The sequence below is a fragment of the Variovorax sp. PvP013 genome, from assembly GCF_050435945.1.
Classification (GTDB): domain Bacteria; phylum Pseudomonadota; class Gammaproteobacteria; order Burkholderiales; family Burkholderiaceae_C; genus Variovorax.
In genome coordinates this window covers 438,245-456,615 of the sequence record NZ_JBNDLF010000002.1, presented here as the reverse complement: position 1 = coordinate 456,615, position 18,371 = coordinate 438,245, and the positions used below count along the sequence as shown (strand labels likewise).

Here is an 18,371-nt window from a genome sequence, read left to right as displayed (position 1 = left end):
TCTTCCGTCAGAAAAATAAACACACCCGACACCATGACGACTCCACGCAAAGGCATCATCCTTGCCGGAGGTTCCGGCACCCGGTTGCATCCGGCCACGCTGGCCATCAGCAAGCAACTCCTGCCGGTCTACGACAAGCCCATGATCTATTACCCGCTGAGCACGCTGTTGCTTGCGGGTATTCGCAATATCCTGGTCATCAGCACGCCGCAGGATACGCCGCGCTTCGAGCAACTGCTCGGTGACGGCAACCAGTGGGGTATCCACATCGAGTACGCGGTGCAGCCCAGTCCCGACGGCCTGGCCCAAGCCTTCGTGATCGGCGAGACGTTTCTCGATGGCGCACCGAGCGCGCTGGTGCTGGGCGACAACATCTATCACGGCCATCACTTCCAAGAACTGCTCGACAGCGCCAACCGCCACGAAGTGGGTGCTAGTGTCTTCGCCTATCACGTACACGATCCAGAGCGTTACGGCGTGGCCGAATTCAACGCGCAAGGCCAAGTGCTGTCGCTTGAGGAAAAGCCTACGGCGCCCAAGTCCAACTACGCGGTCACCGGACTCTATTTCTACGACGCGCAGGTCGTCGAACTCGCCAAGCGCCTGCGGCCATCGCCGCGCGGGGAACTGGAGATCACCGACCTCAATCGGCTCTATCTCGAGAAGGGACAGCTTCGGGTGGAGATCATGGGTCGGGGCTATGCGTGGCTCGACACCGGTACTCACGAGAGTCTGCTGGAGGCAGGCCAGTTCATCGCGACACTGGAGCACCGCCAGGGCCTGAAGGTCGCCTGCCCCGAGGAGATCGCTTACCGCCAGGGCTGGATCGATGCCGCCCGCCTGGAACGACTGGCCAAGCCATTGAGCAAGAACGGCTATGGGCAGTACCTGATGCGCATATTGAAAGAAAAGGTCTATTGATGAGGGCTGTTCCACTGGCGATCCCGGACGTCGTCCGACTCGAACCCCGGGTGTTCGGCGACGCACGCGGCTTTTTCTACGAAAGCTTCAATCAGATCTCTTTCAACCAGGCCACGGGACTGGACATCGAATTCGTGCAGGACAATCACAGTCGCAGCGCCAGAGGCGTGCTGCGCGGATTGCACTACCAGCTCGCTCCCCATGCGCAGGGCAAGCTCGTGCGGGTCGTGCGTGGCTCGGTGTTCGACGTCGCGGTAGACATCCGCCGATCGTCCCCGACGTTCGGTCGATGGGTCGGTGAAGAATTGAGCGAAGACAACCACCGCCAGTTGTGGATTCCGCCTGGGTTCGCGCACGGGTTCCTGGTGCTCAGCGACACGGCCGATTTCCTCTACAAGACGACCGATTACTACGCCACGGCCGCCGAGCGCTGCATTGCCTGGGACGATCCATCCATCGGCATCATGTGGCCGGATATCGGCGGCTTGCCCAACCTGTCGGCGAAAGATCGGTCGGGAGCAACCTTCGCGAATGCGGAGGTCTTCGATTGAACCTGTCCGAGGTTTCGTCGGTCTAGAACGTGGAATCGATCCCGGTGGCAGCCTTGGTGCGTCCGGCGTCGACAGATTGTGCTTATGAATCCAAATGCAGCCCATCCCAAATCCTTCGCTGCGTTGGCGAGAAGCCTCGTGGTTCATCGCGCCCTGATCGTGCAGATGACCCGGCGGGAGGTCGTCGGCCGCTACAAGGGCTCTGCCTTCGGCTTGACCTGGTCCTTCTTCAACCCGGTTTTCATGCTGATCGTCTACACCTTCGTGTTCTCCGAGATCTTCAATGCCCGCTGGGGAAGTGCCGGTGCCGGCGAGAGCAAGACCCAGTTCGCCGTGATCCTGTTCGTCGGCATCATCGTGCTGGGCTTCTTCAGCGAGGTACTCAACCGCTCCGCGACCCTGATCCTGGGCAACGTCAACTATGTGAAGAAGGTCGTCTTCCCGATCGAGATACTGCCAATCATCGGCATGATGGCTGCTTTGTTCCACGCGCTCATCAGTCTCGGCGTCTTCCTCCTGGCCTTCCTGCTCTTCAACGGCTATCTGCACTGGACGGTCCTCTTCGCGCCTTTCGTGCTGCTGCCTTTGGTGATCCTTGCGGCGGGACTGGCTTGGTTCCTGGCGTCCCTGGGCGTGTTCCTGCGGGACATCGGGCAGACGATCGGCATCCTGACGACCGTGCTGATGTTCCTGTCGCCGGTGTTCTTCCCGATCACGGCCGTGCCCGAGCGATTCCGAGTGTTCATCATGGCGAACCCGCTCACCTTCATCATCGAGCAGGCGCGTGACGTGCTCGTCTGGGGCCGTCAGCCGAACTGGATCGGGCTGGTGATCTACACCGTGGTCGCCTCCCTGGTCGCATGGGGCGGCTTCGCCTGGTTCCAGAAAACGCGCAAGGGCTTCGCCGATGTCCTCTGATTCCGCTGCCATCCGCATCAGCAGCCTGGCGAAATGCTACGAGATCTACGGCACACCCCGAGATCGCCTCAAGCAGTTCGTCCTGCCGCGACTGTTCCGCCTGCTCGGCAAGCGGGCGCCGACGTATTTCCGAGAGTTCTGGGCACTGCGCGATGTCTCGTTCGAGGTCGAGCGCGGGCAGACGGTGGGGATCATCGGGCGCAACGGCGCAGGCAAGTCGACGCTGCTGCAGGTGCTCTGCGGCACGCTCAATCCGACCGGGGGCGAGGTCGAAATTAGCGGCCGCGTGGCGGCGCTACTCGAACTGGGAGCGGGCTTCAGCGGCGAATTCACCGGGCGCGAGAACGTCCATCTCAACGCCGGCGTGCTCGGCCTGTCGACGCGGGAGATCGAGGAACGTTTCGACCGGATCGTCGCGTTCGCGGACATCGGTGACTTCCTCGACCAGCCGGTCAAGACCTATTCGTCGGGCATGTACGTGCGGCTCGCGTTCGCCGTCGTGATCCACGTGGACGCCGACATCCTGATCGTGGACGAGGCGCTCGCGGTCGGTGACATCGCCTTCCAGGCGAAGTGCATGGTCGAACTCAAGCGGCTCATGGACAACGGCACGACGGTGCTGTTCGTGAGCCACGACACGTCGAGCGTGCGCAACCTGTGCAAGAAGGTGCTGTGGCTCGAGGGCGGCAAGGTCAGGGCCTTCGGCGACCCGGAGTCGATCCTCGGCGAATATGTGGCCGAGGCGCACCTGTCGATGAACGACCATCTTTCGCAGGTCCACGTCGATACCCGCTCCAAGGACGTCGAACTCGACTTTGTGGAGGACTCGATGACCACGATGGCGCCCCATGCCACCTTCGCCAAAGGGTGGCGGCGCTACGGCGATGGCCGCGCGCGGATTCAGAACGTGATGATCCACAACAGCGGCGGCGTCAGCGCCCAGACGCTGCTGCTGCACGAGCGGTTCGTGATCCGGCTCTTGATCACCGCGACCGAGGCGGTGGCCAACCCGGCCATCGGATTTTCTTTCCGCGACCTCAAAGGCAACCAGATCATCAGCTCGCTCACCTCCAACTACCGGGATTGCAGCGTGCCGGATCTCGTGGCCGGCGAGAGCTATGTGGTGGAGATCGCGGGCGAGAACGTGCTCACGCAGGGCGCCTACACGCTCACACTGGGCCTTGAAAGCGTCGTCGACAACAACCGGGCACACGAGTACGTCGACGTGGTCGAGAACGTCGTGACCTTCCAGAGCAGCTTCGGCAGCGATGCGCACGACATCTTCCCGGGCATGGTGTGGCAGCCGGTCGACTTCAGCGTGGCCTGCGTACGGGGTACCGCGCCCATCGCGCTGGCCCCCGTCGGTGAATGAATGGAGGCCATCATGCCCAGAGATCCTTCTTTTTTCGAGAACCTGAGCTTCGAGGACTTCCAACGCCTGGCACTCGACCCCGGCCTTTCCGTCTACGAGAAGGTCGGTTTCCCGGATGCCTATCGTGCCGAGCACGAGGAGCGCATCTACGCCGACATCCAGGCCAAGGTGCCCGCCCTGACCGCGCAGGGCTCGCGCATCCTGGACATCGGCTGCGGTTGCAGCGACCTGCCCCGATGGATGATGCGCACCGCACAGGTCCGGGAGCAGCAGCTGTTCCTCCTGGATTCGGCGGAGATGCTCGGGCAGTTGCCCGACGGCTCCGAAAGCGCCAGCTCGACGGCCGTGCCGGCCGCGTCGATCGTCAAAATCGCAGCAAAATTCCCCGACTGTCCCGAACTCCTGCGCGAGGCCGAGGGACGGCTGGACGCGATCGTGACTTACTCGGTCCTGCAATACGTGTTCGCGGATGGCAATGTCTTCCGCTTCGTCGACGAGGCGCTCGGACTGCTGGCACCGGGCGGGAGGCTGCTGATCGGCGACATCCCGAACATCTCCATGCGCAAGCGTTTCTTCGGCAGCGACAGTGGTGTCGCGCATCACCGGGTCTTCACCCGGACCGCCGACGCGGTGCCCGAGGTCCGCTTCAACCGCATGGAACCGGCGCACATCGATGACGCGGTCGTCTTCGCCATCCTGGGCCGTGCCCGCGCGGCCGGATTCCACGGCTACGTCTTGCCGCAATCGCCCGAACTTCCGATGGCGAACCGCCGCGAAGACATCCTGATCGTCCGGCCTTGAGGAGGAGCCTGCAGTGTCCAAAACTCGCAAACTGATCATCGTCGGCGATTCCGCTTTCGCCGAGATCGCGTTCGAGTACTTCGATGCCGACTCGGCCTACGAGGTCGTGGCCTTCGCGGTCGAGCGCGCATTCCAGAAGCGCGACACGTTGCTGGGCTTGCGCGTCGTCGCCTTCGAGGACATCGAAGCGACATTCGATCCCGCCGAGCACGATGTCTATGTCGCGATCGTCTACACCCAGCTCAACCGGTTGCGGGCACGACTGGCGGCGGCCGCCAAGGCCAAGGGCTACGCGCTGGCCTCGTATGTCAGCTCGCGTGCCTTCGTCTGGCGCAACGCCGAAATCGGTGAGCATTGCTTCATCTTCGAAGACAACACCGTGCAGCCGTTCGTGAAGATCGGAGACAACGTCGTGCTCTGGAGCGGCAACCACGTCGGCCACCATTCGACCATCCGCAGCAACTGCTTCGTCTCGTCGCACGTCGTGATCTCGGGCTTCTGCGACATTGGCGAAAATTGCTTTCTGGGGGTGAACTCGACAATCTCCAACAACGTGAGCGTGGGGCGCGACAACTGGCTCAGTCCAGGGAGCGTGATCATGCAGAACACGCAGGACGGCGATTTCTTCGCGGCGCATGCGTCGGAGAAGTCGAAGGTTTCGGCTCCACGCTTCTTCAAGATCAGGTCTTAGCATGCGCTGGCAGAAACTAGGCTTGGTCTATGGCCCCGATGGATCGATGCCCTGGGCAACGTCTCATGCGATGGTGCCTACGCCGATTCGGCTCGACCCGAGTACCGTGCGAGTGTTCATCACCTCGTGCGACAGACACGGAATCGGCCGGCCGGGCTTCGTCGATGTGTCTGCGAGCGATCCACGCCGTGTACTCCGCGTTTCGGACACGCCACTGCTGGACCTGGGGATTCCCGGTACGTTCGACGAAAACGGATTGCTGACCTGCTCGGTGATAGACCTGGGCGACCGTCACATGTACATGTACTACGTCGGCTTCGAACTGGGAACCAAGATACGGTACCGGCTGCTCAGTGGCTTGGCTATTAGCACCGATGGCGGCGAATCCTTTCAGCGCCAATCTTCGACACCGATCCTCGAACGTTCTGCATCCGAGCTTTTCTTTCGCGGTGGGCCGTACTGCCTCCGTGGCGATGACGTGTTCAGACTCTGGTACGTCGCTGGGAGTCAATGGACCGAATTGGACGGCAAAGCGATGCCGGTCTACGACGTGCGCTATGTCGAATCCGCTGACGGCATCCATTGGCCGCGCGAAGGCGAAGTGCAGATCCAGGTTTCGAAGGCCGATGAACACGGCTTCGGGCGCCCATGTGTGATCGCGAAGCCTGGTGGAGGTTATCGGATGTTCTATTCGATACGCCGCAGATCGCTTGGTGCCTACCGCATGGGTTATGCGGAATCGTCCGACGGCCGGCAATGGACTCGCATGGACGGTCGACTGGGACTCGACGTCACGCCCGGCAGTTTCGATTCGGACGCCATCATGTACGCCGCGCCGCTGGACATCGACGGCGTGCTGTACGTCTTCTACAACGGCAACGACTTCGGTCGCGACGGTTTTGCCGTGGCTCGTCTGGAGTCTGAGTGACCCTCATCGCACGCCGTTACGAGCACGCCGATGCCCAGGCGTGGGATGCCTTCTGCGAAGAGGGACTGCAGGCGACCTTCCTGCATTCGCGTCGGTTCCTGTCCTATCACGGTGAACGGTTCGAGGACTTCTCGCTGATCGTCGAGAACGATGGCGTCTGGGTCGGCGTTCTGCCCGCGGCTGTCGCTCCTTCGGATCGGTCGTTGGTCGTGTCGCACCCGGGCGCGACCTATGGCGGCGTGGTACACCAGGGTGCCCTGCGTGGCGAGCGGATGGTCGAGGCGCTGCGCGCGATCTGCACGCGGTGCGCGGAGGCTGGCTTCTCGCGGCTTTCGTACAAGGCGGTACCTTCGATCTATCACCGCGTTCCGGCTCAGGACGATCTGTATGCGCTATTCCGGCTTGGATTCCAGCGCACGCGCTGCGACATCAGCAGCGCGATCGATACAGCCAACCGGCTGCCGGTCTCTCATCGCCGGACCCGTGCGTTGAGGAAGGCCGTGAAGGGCGGCGTCAAGGTGGCCTGCGGTGCCGCCCATATCGAACCATTCTGGAGCGTACTTTCGGACAACCTCAGGACTCGGTTCGATGCCAGGCCCGTGCATACCGTCGAAGAAATCCGCATGCTCCACGAGCGTTTTCCAGCTCACATCCGTTTCGTCTGCGGGTTCATGGAGAAGCGAGTGGTTGCGGGCGTCGTGCTGTTCGAGACACCGACCGCGATACATGCCCAATACATCGCATCCGGTGCCGAAGGCCATGCGACCTGTGCGCTCGACGCGGTGTTCGAGTCTTGCATCGCCTCTGCGACCGAGGCCGGGAAGCGCTGGTTCGACTTCGGAATCAGCAATGAGGATGGTGGCTGGGTACTCAACGAAGGGCTCTATGAATTCAAGTCGAGTTTCGGCGGTGGCGGCATCGCGCATGAGTTCTACGAGCGCCGATTGGACGACAGTAAGGAGACGATATGACCATCGAGCGATGCAAGCTGATCGAATTGCCCAAGATCTCGGATCCTCGTGGCAATCTGTCCTTCATCGAGTCGGGGCAGCACATCCCGTTCGATATCAAGCGGGTCTACTATCTCTACGATGTGCCGGGCGGGTCGGACCGTGGCTCCCATGCACACAAGACCCTGCACCAGTTCATCGTCGCAATGTCGGGGAGCTTCGACGTCGTGCTCGACGACGGTCGGGCCCAGAAGCGCATCCACCTCAACCGGTCCTACTATGGGCTGTACGTCTGTCCAATGATGTGGCGATACCTGGACAACTTTTCTTCCGGCGCGGTCTGCATGGTGCTGGCTTCCGCGCACTTCAACGAGAAAGACTACATCCGCGACCATGGGGAATTCATGGCCGCGGTGATCGCGAATGAATGAACAACAGATGAACGTTCCGTTCCTTGACCTGCAGGCGCCGCATCGCGAACTCCGTTCGCAGTTGCAGTCGGCGTTCGACCGCGTGCTGGACTCCGGCTGGCTCATCCTGGGCAACGAGGTCGAATGCTTCGAAAAAGAGTTCGCCAAGTACTGCGAGGTCGGTCATGGCGTCGGCGTCGGCAATGGGCTCGATGCCCTGCATCTCATCCTGCGGGCCTGCGACGTCGGCATCGGCGACGAGGTCATCGTGCCGTCAAATACCTACATCGCCACTTGGCTTGCGGCGGACCAAGCGGGCGCGCGCGCCGTTCCGGTAGAGCCGGACCGATCGACATACAACATCGATCCCGACAGGATCGAACGCGCAGTCACGTCGAAGACCAAGGCGATCATCGCCGTCCACCTCTACGGCCAGCCCGCCGACATGGACGCCATCAACGCCGTTGCCTGCAGGCATGGACTCAAGGTCATCGAGGATGCGGCGCAGGCGCATGGCGCGCGCTACAAGGGCAGAAAGGTAGGCTCGCTGGGCGATGCGGCTGCTTTCAGTTTCTATCCTGGCAAGAACCTCGGCGCGCTTGGCGACGGCGGCTGCGTCACGACCAACGACGAGGTGCTCGCCCGCAAGGTCCGCGTGCTTGCAAACTATGGCTCCGAAGTCAAATACAAAAACGAGGTCAAGGGTTTCAATTCCCGGCTGGATGAACTGCATGCGGCGTTCCTTCGGGAGAAACTCAAGTTCCTTGATCAGTGGAACGAGCGACGCGCATCGGTGGCCCAGTACTACTTGGCAGCGCTCCGTGGGACTTCGGCCGTGCTGCCGACAGTGCCCGATTGGGCGACACCGGTCTGGCATCAGTTCGTCGTGCAGGTCGCGCAGCGCGACAGGGTGCAGGCCGATCTCGCGAAGGCGGGCATTGGATCGTTGATCCATTACCCGATTCCGCCGCACCTTCAGCCCGCGTATAGCGATGCGGGATTTCGAAGAGGCGATCAACCGATCGCCGAGCAGATGGCCGATCGCATTCTCAGCCTGCCGATCGGACCTCACATTTCGGCGGATCAAGTCCGCCATGTCTGCACCCAACTCAATGGCATCGTTTAAATGAGGATTCAAGAGTCACAGGTGTCGGAGCTCGACACCCTCGCCGCCAGCATCGATGAATCGATGACCGACCGGGAGGATTTCGGCGCGGCGCTTCTCGCTGTGCAGCAGTTCGTCGAACAGGTGATCTTCGATCCGGCATCCGTCACCAAGGTCTTCGCGAGTCTTGAACTGGACATGCTGTGCAAGGCGGTCGCGCTCCGGAAGACGCAAGCACTCGGTCCCGCCGGATCGGCCGATGGCGCCGGCACCCTTATTCTGGCCACCGAACTCTCCAAGGCCGGCGGGCACAACGAACTCATCAGGGACATCGTTCGCCTGAAACTGTTCCCGGAGCCTTTGCGGCTCGTGTTGACAGATTGCTTCGAGCGGATCGACATGGATGTGGCCAAATCGTTCGCCGCGGAAGCGGGCATTGGCGTCTGTCGGGCGGAAGGCGGTTCTCTGGGCGAGAAATTCTCTTGGCTCGTCGAGTCCGTGCGTCATGCCCCGCCCGAGAAGATTCTGCTGTTGGCCCACAACCAAGATGCTCTTGCAATTGCCACTGCCTTCGCGGCCCAGGCTTCGTCGCCGGTGCAGCAAGTCGTCTATATCCACCACGGTGATCATCATTTGAGTCTGGGAGCGGCCACGACAGACTTCATACATGTGGATCCGCACAACATCGGCTACTTCCATTGCCGCGACGAGTTGGGAAACCGCTGCAATCATTACTGGCCCTTGACCGTCGGCGTATCTGCGGGCCAGCATCGCCGGACGCCTTTCCTGGGCGCGGGGACCTTGACGACCAGCACCAGCGGACGGGCTGAAAAGTTCGAGGCCGGGACATACCTCTACGATTACTTCGAGCTGCTTCCCGAGGTAATGCGTACCACCGGCGGTCGTCATGTGCACATCGGCAATCTCGATCCGGCACGTTTGCGGCAACTCGAGCAGGGGATGACGTCGGCGGGTGTCGATGTCTCCCGGTTCATCCACATGCCTTGGGTCGATTCCGTTGCGCGCGCGCTCGTGGATCTGGAAGTCGATCTGTACATCTCATCGTTTCCTCTGGGTGGCGGAAAGGCTTTGCTTGAAGCCATGGCGTCGGGCATTCCCGTTCTGATGCACCAAAGCTACAAGACCCGCTTTCATGGCGGCGTTGACATCGCCTATCGTGGTGCGTTCGTCTGGCGCGACGCGGCGGAGTTGCTCAGCATTCTCAAGGGCATTGATGCGACCATGCTGGCCGATCATTCCGCACGGGCACGTCATCATTACGAGAAATACCACAGCGACGAACTGCTTGTCGCTTCCTGCGATTTCGATCGTCCGCAGGACGAATCGGTTATTCCACCGTTGACCGACTTCCGCAGCGACGATCTCGAATGCTTTCTCGACGACAAGCGCATGCGGGAGGTCGACGCTAAAGCGAGCCGACTTCGCATCGAGGCACAGGTTGCAGAACTCGACGCCTACGAAGCGCAGGCCCAAGAGTTCCAGGCTCAACTGATCCGCATGACGGAAAGAGCATCGATGGCGGAATCGGAACTGGCGAAAGCGAGAAGCGAGGCGAATACGCAGATCGGGAATGGCCTGTCCGAGATGGAAAGGAGTCGACAGGAGATCTTCGACTGTTGCTCCGAACTCGTGAGTCATCGCAAGGAGATCGACAGTCAGCGTCAGGACGCATTGCGCGTCGGCATGGCGCTCGAGGCGAATCTCGAAGAGATCCGAAGGGAACTCGGTGCGATCGCGAACTGCCGGCTGCAGATCGAGAAAGACGCCAGCGCGATCGCCGAGACTCGCAGAGCGGCTCCCGCCCAAGCCCATGCCATGCCGGCGAGCGATTCGTCAGCATCGGCACTTCTTGCAGAGATACACGCATTGCGGACTTCGACGAGCTGGCGAGTCACCAGACCCTTGCGCTTGCTCTCTCGTCTGATGAAGAAAGGAGCCGTGGACGCCGACATGGCGCCACACGTCCTCCCGAATGCCGGGGACATCGTGCTCGACCGTCCTGCCATCACAGGCACCGGTTCAATCGCCGGGAAGATCGCGTCGCAACTACCCCCGGATTTCGTCGGCAGCGTCTATCTGAAGTTGAATCCCGATCTGAAGGCCGCCGGCGTCGATCCGGTGGCCCATTTCCTTTCGCATGGTCAGCGCGAAAATCGCCGCTATGCCTTGCCGGATTTCAATGTCGCACGCAGTCCTCGGTTCGATGCGGCGCTGACCACGGTCCTTCTGGTCAGTCACGAGGCATCGCGCACCGGGGCGCCGATCCTCAGCCTGAATCTCGCACAGACGTTGGCTCGCAAGCACAACGTCGTTGTGTTGCTGCTCGGTGGTGGGGCGCTGATCGCGGCTTTCGAGGCCACGGGAGCGACGGTTCTCACGGCATCGGCGGCGCGTGGAAATCCCTTTGTCGCCGACTACGTGATCTCGCAGATCTGCGAGCAATTCGAATTCGACTTCGCGCTGGTCAACAGCATCGAGTCACGCGCGGTGCTGCCGGCATTGGCGGAACGCTTCGTGCCGACGATCAGTCTGGTCCATGAATTCGCGTCCTACACCCGACCCAGGGAGGCTTTCAGGGAGGCGCTCCAATGGTCGAGCGAAGTCGTCTTCTCGGCCAACGTGACGCGGGACAATGCCCTGTCGACCTTTACCGAACTGGCCGAGGCATCGGCGACCGTGCTGCCGCAGGGCAAGTGCCTCCTGCCATCTTCCTCCGATGACCGGGAGGCCGAACGGCGAGAGGGCGAACGCCTGCAGCGGCTGATCCGGCCGAACGATCTGCCACCGGAGACCCTCGTCGTGCTGGGTGCGGGTTTCGTGCAATTGCGCAAGGGTGTCGACCTCTTCATCGAATGCGCTTCACGCGTCAAGCGCCAGGCAGGCGAACGCAAATTCCGCTTCGTCTGGATCGGCAACGGCTACGACCCTGACGTGGACGTCGCATATTCCGTCTACCTGCAGGACCAGATCCGGCGCGCCGACCTGACCTCCGACGTCGTCTTCCTCGGCGAGAGTTCGGCGATCGAAGCCGCCTACGAAGTGGCCGATCTGTTCCTGCTGTCCTCGAGACTGGATCCATTGCCCAACGTCGCCATCGACGCGATGTCGCAGGGCGTGCCGGTGCTGTGTTTCGACAAGACAACCGGCATCGCCGACTTCCTGCACGACGTCGGGCTCGGCGAGGCCTGTGTCGCAGGCTATTTCGACACCGAAGGCATCGCCGCCAGGATCATCGGCTTCGCGGACTCGCGCGAGACGATCGCCGAGATCGGCGCCCGGTGTCGAGCGCGGGCTGCGGAATACTTCAACATGGCGGGCTACGTCGGGCGGCTCGAATCACTGGCGCAGGAAATTCGCTCGCGGGTGGAACAGGAGGCCGCGGACTGCGCGACGATCCTCGAGGCCGGCGTGATGCGTCCGGACTTTGCGGACTTGCCAGCTGACGCGCCGGTGCAGCACATGGTTCGCCGCTATGTCCGGACATGGGCGTCGGGCATCGGACGGCGCAAGCCATTTCCGGGTTTCCATCCAGGCATCTATCTCGAGCGGCATGGTGTCGCCGTCGCGGGAGGCGATCCACTGGCCGACTATCTGCGCGCTGGAAGACCGCAGGGTCCCTGGAACTACACGGTCATCACGCCCGAAAGCGCACGCACCGGAACGCCGTCCGGGATGCGGGTGGCACTTCATGTCCACGCCTACTATGTCGAAATGCTGCCAGAAATCATCGAACGCCTGGCGACGAACCGACACAAGGTAGATCTGTTCATCAGTGTCGCGAACGACGAGGCGCTCCAGGTAGCACAGGCACATGCAGCGACTTACGCCGGCCGCGTGGTGAGCGTGCGGACCGTGCCGAACCGCGGTCGCGACATCGGCCCCTTCTTCACCGAATTCTTCGACGCGATGCAGGACGGCTACGACATCGTCGGTCACTTCCACACCAAGAAGAGCGTCGATCTCAAGGAGGAGCTAATGGGCAGGCGCTGGTTCTCCTTCCTGGCCGACAACCTGCTCGGCAACGCGACGCGCGGGATGGTGGACGTGGTATTGGGCAGCTTCGAACGCGACCCGGGCATCGGCATGGTGTTCGCGGACGACCCGTACATCTCGGGCATGGAAACCAATCGCAGCTTCGCCGAGCCGTGGATGCAGAGGCTCGGCATCACGGCCATTCCGGAGTACTTCAACTATCCGGTGGGCACGATGTTCTGGGCGCGCCCCGCGGCGCTGCGACCGATCGCCGATCTGAAGCTGCGGTGGGAGGATTACCCGCCCGAGCCGCTGCCCTATGACGGCAGCATGCTGCATGCCTTGGAACGACTGATCGCCTTGGCCGTGCCGGCGGACACTTGGAGGATCGGGACGACGAACGTGAGGGGGGTGACGCGATGAAGATTGCAATTTTCGGTGGCGGAGGATTCATAGGCTCGGCCATCGCCGACCGCCTGCTGCTCGACGGCCATGACCTGCGCGTCTTCGAACGGCCGCGCGTGCCGCCCTACCGTGAGTTCGCCGTCCAGGAACGGGTCGAGTGGATGACGGGCGACTTCATGAGCGCCCACGATGTCGCAGAAGTCATCGACGGTGTCGACATCGTGCTGCACCTGATTTCGACGACGCTGCCCAAGAGTTCGAACGACGATCCGATCTTCGACGTCCAAAGCAACCTCGTCGCGACCATCCAGTTGCTCAACATCATGGTCGCGAAGGGCGTGAAGAAGATCGTATTCATCTCGTCGGGAGGCACGGTCTACGGCAATCCTTGCTACCTGCCGATCGACGAGAAGCATCCGACCGAACCCCTGGTCTCCTACGGCATCACCAAGCTCGCGATCGAGAAATACCTGCTGATGTACCAGGCGATGCATGGGATCAAGGCGAACATCCTCAGAGTCGCCAATCCATTCGGCGATCGTCAACGCATCGAGACGGCTCAAGGCGCAGTGGCGGCTTTCCTGAGTCGCGCTTTGCAGGATCTGCCGATCGAAATTTGGGGTGACGGTAGTGTGGCGCGTGACTACCTCTATGTTGGCGATGTCGCCGAAGCGTTCGCCCTCGCAGTCGCCTACGACGGACCGAAATCGGTTTTCAACATCAGCTCCGGTAAGGCAACCAGTCTGAATGATCTGATCACCTTGATCGAACGTATCACGAGGCTACCCGTGGCTCGGATCTTCAAGCCGGGGAGAGCATTCGATGTGCCTTTGAGCGTGTTGGACAACACCTTGGCAGGCGACGAGTTGATGTGGCGACCGAGGGTGGATCTGGAAGAAGGAATACGTAGAACTGTCGATTACATGCGTAAGTCGCTCGCGAAATGAGCATGCGCCCGGTCGATCGGCGACCGCGTCGCCCAAGCTCCACTGTGATCGCTTTGTAAATCTCCCTCCACAAATTCTGCGGACTCGCTTCGAATCAGAGGGGGTCGAGTCGGTGCCGTGCCAAAGCACGTTGTCAAACTATCCTAGAGATGCCATGGACATTCCAAAGAGCAGACGGTTCTTTTATCTTTTGCTGATCATCTCAATCCTCAAATTGGCGCTCGTCGCTAGGAACGAGATCGTCGCGATCCCTTATGACTCGGAAGGTTACATTCGGCAAGCCGCCAGTCATCTATACGAATTGGGAGCTCCCCCGGGATATCCCTTATGGCTTGCTTTGTCAGGACTGAGCGGAGTACCACAACGCATCTCGATCGAGATCCTCCTTATATTCTCCAGCTTCGTCCTGTCCTGCTGGTTGAAAAGAATGTTCGGGGAGTTGTGTGCATTGCTTACCTTTTCGATGATCGTTTTGTCACCAGCGACGTATTTTCTGTTTGACTATGCGCTGACCGACGGGTTTTACGGTTGCTTGAGCATCCTGGCCATCACCCTGTCCGGCATCTTGATCTTTTCCGCTCGACGGCGGATTCAAATCGTCTCAGGAGTGGCATTAGGGATCGTGCTAGGGTGGATGGCGCTTTCCAGGAACGAAGACCCACTTCTGGTGGCCTGGGTCGGAATGCTCCTCTCACTGCTGGCTTTACGCTGGTTCAGGATGAGATCGAACGAGTCCGTTCGATTTCCGTTCAGCCACGTGATCCTCGTCGGAATCGCGATAGCTGGGCCTGCGGCTGGACTTGTCCAAGGTGTCAACCTGATTCATTGGCACAAGTCGGGTGTTTTCGCCCGGACGCTTCCTGGACTGCCGGGACACATGCGCATGCTTCGCCAGCTGGCGGAGATCAAGACTGGTGAGGCGGACATTCACTACGTTCCTGTGTCGGCGAAAGCGCGTTCGCTTGCTTATCGGGCAAGCCCCACCCTGGGAAAGTATGCGGGGGCCATTGAGAACCGCGACAGCATTTTCCAGAACGTGAGCAGAGAAGCAGGTTTACCGCTTGGGGAGATAGGCGCAGGCTGGATCTGGCATGTGTTCAACGTAGCTATTCTGGAGGCCAATGGCGTTGTTCAAGGCGCGCGGGAATACGAGAGGATCAATGCCGAGTTGGCTTCGGGATTCGAATCGGGCCTGTTGAAGAAAAGATTCATCCTGCATTCCTTTGCCGCCGCTCCTGTCTCCGAGATCTTGAGGAGACTGCCGGAGGGCGTTTGGGAGGTGGCTAAAAAGACCTTCCAAACCTATCCGCAGGGGAGCGACGTGGGTCAAGAGAAGGAGTTGTTTGATGCCGTCGCCCTGCGTCGTTCCGCGCTCACGGGCGGCGGCTATAAACATGCCATTCAAGGCTGGGCTTTCGTGAACGATCGATCGGACAGGAAGATCGAGTCGGTGATGTCTGTTGGAGGGGCGGGCCAGAAACCCGTGACCGTTTCCTATATGCCACGCAAAGATGTCGAGCAGGCTTTCAAGAAACCGGATGGATCAATCCCTTCGGTGATCGGCTTCAAGTTCGACTTCTATTCCTCCTCGAGGACGGCTGGCAAGCTCCTCTACCTGTTTCAAGATGGTTCGACCATGTTCGTTGATGAGTTGGCGACAGGCGTCAAAAGCATCGGACCGGGCAGTGCCAGTCCCGGTCTGCTCCAAGGCATCGATTTTTCGACTGCTGAGCCTGTCGTAAGAACCGGATATCGTCACCGGCTTCAATCTCTGCTTTCGTCCGTCGTCAATATTCCCATCGTGTCCGGCGCTTTAGTGATCGTGCTCTTCGTGCTTTCAATCCTGCCGTTTTTTGCCAGCGCGCATGTTCGGAAAGGGCAATCTAGAATTCGCATATTCATTCTCCTGGTGTTGGCAATGTTCCTCCTGCGCGTATTTTTCTACGCGATGCTGGATTCGGAGGCTTGGGCTGTGGAGATGCGCTACATGCTCGCGTCGAATTTCATGGCCGCGATACTGATTGCGGTTTCAGTGTCATTCTGGATGAACACGCCTGCAGCCCGGTCCGGAGCCGAGCACGGTTCATCCTCTCCATTACGCTGAAATTGATTCGACGGATTGGCTCTGGGCGTCCTTGACGTTCTTGACGTTCTTGAGCCATCGGGCATCAGTCGCATGTCTACCGGTCGTGTGTGACATCAGATTCACGAGACTTGGCTTCCGTCAAGAACGACAGGCCGTCAAGCATCCGCCGACTCCACAGACCACCCAGATGATCAAAGAAAATTCCATGCCTGCCCCCAGCAGACCGGCCGGCCGTCGCAATCCGATCTCCAGGGAGATGGCGGTCCTGCGCTTCGAACTCGAGGCCGCGCGTGCCCGCAATCTCGCGCTCGAGACCCGGCTGCAGGAGATGCATGCGTCGCGCAGCTGGCAGTTGACCGCGCCGATCCGCTGGGGCGGTCGTCGCATGCGCAATGCGCGCACCCTGTGGCGCATCGTGCGACTCCTCGCGCGCGAACCCGACCGTATCGCGAGCACGTGCGAACTCGTGCGCAAAGAATGGCGCGCCGGTGGCCTGGAAGGCGTCAAGCGGGCGCTTTTCATCGTGGCGGCCGGCGCCGACGGCCAAGACAAGCCAGAGCAGCGCTTGCTCCAGTTCAGCGATGCGCTCGGCCGGGAGATGATCGAGAGCATGGCCGCCTGGCCCAGGCAGCCGACGATCTCGATTCTCATGCCCACGTACGACACGCCTGCGGACGTGCTGCGTCAGGCGATCGATTCCGTCCGGGGACAGCTCTACGAACGTTGGGAACTGTGCATCGGCGATGACGGCTCGACCGATCCACAGGTCCGCACGATCCTGGAGGCGTATGCGCGGTCCGATGCCCGGATCAAGATCGACGTCGGCCACCTCAACGAAGGCGTCTCGTCGGCGACCAACCGGGCACTCGCGCTGGCCACCGGGGAATTCGTCGCTCTGCTCGACCACGACGACATCCTCGAACGACAGGCGATCTTCCGCATCGCCGAGGCGGTCGTGGCCGACGATCCCGATTTCGTCTATTCCGACGAGGCGATCGTCGGGCCGGATGGCCAGGAGGTCCTGGGCTTCGCGCTGCGGCCGCAGTTCTCGCTGGAATACCTGCGATCGCATCCCTACATCGTGCACCTGATCGCCTTCAGGACGACACTGCTGCGCGATCTCGGTGGTCTCGACACGTCGCTGGCGATCTCCCAGGACTACGATCTCATCCTGCGCGCCGTCGAGCGCGCCGAGCGGATCGTCCACATCCCGGAAGTTCTTTATCGCTGGCGTACTCAGCCGGGCTCGGTCGGCCACCAGCGCAAGGACCGGGTCATGGAGAGTTCCAAAGCGGTTCTCGCTGCGCATCTGGCTCGCACGCACACGCCGGGAGAAGTGCACGACGGGCTGGACTTCAACTTCTTCGAGATCCGCTATCCATTGGAGCCGGGGTCGAGAGTGGCGATCGTCATCCCGACGAAGAACCATGGCGCGCTGGTGCGACAGTGCATCGAGAGCATCGAGCGCACGGTCCTGGGCGTCGACTACCGGATCGTCCTGGTCGACCACGATTCGAACGATGCCGAGTCGGTCGTCTACTTCGATTCGCTGCGCGAGCGTCACGTCGTGCTCAACTACACCGGCCCCTTCAACTTCTCGGCGATCAACAATTGGGCGGTGCGCCGGATTCCTTTCGACTGCACGCACTACCTCTTCTGCAACAACGACATCGAGGCGATCGAGGAAGGCTGGCTCGATCGCATGCTCGAGCTGGGTCAGCGACCCGGGACCGGTGCGGTGGGCGCGAAGCTGCTCTATCCAGGCGCCGAGGTCTGCCAGCATGCCGGCGTGGGCGTGGGGATGTTCGGCGCGGCAGAGCATTATGGAAAGTTCATGAAGGTGCACACCGCCGACGGCGATCCCGAGCGGGGCTACATGGGCGGCCTGATCGCCAACCGCGAGATGTCGGCCGTGACCGCCGCCTGCATGCTGGTGCGCAAGGACGTGTTCGAGCAGGTCCACGGCTACGACGAGCAACTCGCCGTCGGCTTCGGCGACGTCGACCTGTGCCTGAGGATCCGCGCGGCCGACTACTTGGTGGTGCTGTGCGCCAACGCGCAGCTGATCCATCACGAGTCGATCAGCCGAGGCAAGAGCACGAACGATCCGCATCCCGAGGACTCGGCGCTGTTCAGGGCGCGCTGGGCCGACTTCCTGGCCGTGGGCGATCCGTACTTCCATCCGTCGCTCTCACACACGAGCACGCGCTGGGCGATCGATCCGCAGGCGTCGCCGAAGCGGCTGGTGCATCGGCGCATGGTTTCCGTGCCGGTGCAGTGAACGCACCGGCAC

General features: G+C 61.2%; 14 protein-coding genes. All 14 read left to right on the top strand.

From position 1 onward, the window contains the following. Positions 1 to 33: 33 nt before the first annotated feature. The 14 genes from rfbA to ABID77_RS09865 all read left to right on the top strand — a co-directional run bounded on the left by rfbA (position 34) and on the right by ABID77_RS09865 (position 18,359). Entirely contained in the window at positions 34 to 921 is an 888-nt protein-coding gene (gene rfbA, locus ABID77_RS09930; RefSeq protein WP_429594492.1) for a glucose-1-phosphate thymidylyltransferase RfbA, read from the top strand. Further along, on the top strand, positions 921 to 1,472 hold the full coding sequence (gene rfbC, locus ABID77_RS09925; RefSeq protein ID WP_429594490.1) for a dTDP-4-dehydrorhamnose 3,5-epimerase: 552 nt from the start codon (positions 921 to 923) through the stop codon (positions 1,470 to 1,472). Before rfbA ends, rfbC begins: the two co-directional genes overlap by 1 nt. An 84-nt stretch (positions 1,473 to 1,556) precedes the next feature. Next, positions 1,557 to 2,390: an ABC transporter permease gene (locus ABID77_RS09920; RefSeq protein ID WP_429594487.1), complete on the top strand. Its 834-nt coding sequence runs from the start codon at positions 1,557 to 1,559 to the stop codon at positions 2,388 to 2,390. Next, the gene (locus tag ABID77_RS09915) at positions 2,380 to 3,762 is read left to right on the top strand and encodes an ABC transporter ATP-binding protein (RefSeq protein ID WP_429594484.1); all 1,383 of its coding nucleotides are present in this window, start codon (positions 2,380 to 2,382) and stop codon (positions 3,760 to 3,762) included. The genes ABID77_RS09920 and ABID77_RS09915 overlap by 11 nt, the downstream gene beginning before the upstream one ends. Before the next feature lie 12 nt (positions 3,763 to 3,774). Continuing rightward, entirely contained in the window at positions 3,775 to 4,563 is a 789-nt protein-coding gene (locus ABID77_RS09910; protein ID WP_429594481.1) for an SAM-dependent methyltransferase, read from the top strand. Positions 4,564 to 4,576: 13 nt separating this feature from the next. Next, on the top strand, positions 4,577 to 5,254 hold the full coding sequence (locus ABID77_RS09905; RefSeq protein WP_429594479.1) for an acetyltransferase: 678 nt from the start codon (positions 4,577 to 4,579) through the stop codon (positions 5,252 to 5,254). 1 nt (position 5,255) lies between these two features. Then, entirely contained in the window at positions 5,256 to 6,182 is a 927-nt protein-coding gene (locus ABID77_RS09900; protein WP_429594476.1) for a hypothetical protein, read from the top strand. After that, a complete protein-coding gene (locus ABID77_RS09895) occupies positions 6,179 to 7,153 on the top strand; it encodes a GNAT family N-acetyltransferase (RefSeq protein ID WP_429594473.1) in 975 nt (324 codons plus the stop codon). Before ABID77_RS09900 ends, ABID77_RS09895 begins: the two co-directional genes overlap by 4 nt. Then, the gene (locus ABID77_RS09890; RefSeq protein ID WP_429594470.1) at positions 7,150 to 7,563 is read left to right on the top strand and encodes a sugar 3,4-ketoisomerase; all 414 of its coding nucleotides are present in this window, start codon (positions 7,150 to 7,152) and stop codon (positions 7,561 to 7,563) included. Before ABID77_RS09895 ends, ABID77_RS09890 begins: the two co-directional genes overlap by 4 nt. A 7-nt stretch (positions 7,564 to 7,570) precedes the next feature. After that, positions 7,571 to 8,668, top strand: a complete 1,098-nt coding sequence (locus tag ABID77_RS09885; protein WP_429594467.1) for a DegT/DnrJ/EryC1/StrS family aminotransferase — start codon at positions 7,571 to 7,573, stop codon at positions 8,666 to 8,668. Positions 8,669 to 8,689: 21 nt separating this feature from the next. Beyond that, positions 8,690 to 13,063 (top strand): rhamnan synthesis F family protein, encoded by a 4,374-nt coding sequence (locus ABID77_RS09880; RefSeq protein ID WP_429594465.1) that lies wholly within the window; start codon positions 8,690 to 8,692, stop codon positions 13,061 to 13,063. Then, entirely contained in the window at positions 13,060 to 13,992 is a 933-nt protein-coding gene (locus ABID77_RS09875; protein ID WP_429594462.1) for an NAD-dependent epimerase/dehydratase family protein, read from the top strand. Before ABID77_RS09880 ends, ABID77_RS09875 begins: the two co-directional genes overlap by 4 nt. A gap of 154 nt (positions 13,993 to 14,146) precedes the next feature. Beyond that, on the top strand, positions 14,147 to 16,096 hold the full coding sequence (locus ABID77_RS09870) for a hypothetical protein (RefSeq protein ID WP_429594459.1): 1,950 nt from the start codon (positions 14,147 to 14,149) through the stop codon (positions 16,094 to 16,096). A gap of 169 nt (positions 16,097 to 16,265) precedes the next feature. Further along, positions 16,266 to 18,359: a glycosyltransferase family 2 protein gene (locus tag ABID77_RS09865; protein WP_429594456.1), complete on the top strand. Its 2,094-nt coding sequence runs from the start codon at positions 16,266 to 16,268 to the stop codon at positions 18,357 to 18,359. Positions 18,360 to 18,371: the final 12 nt, after the last annotated feature.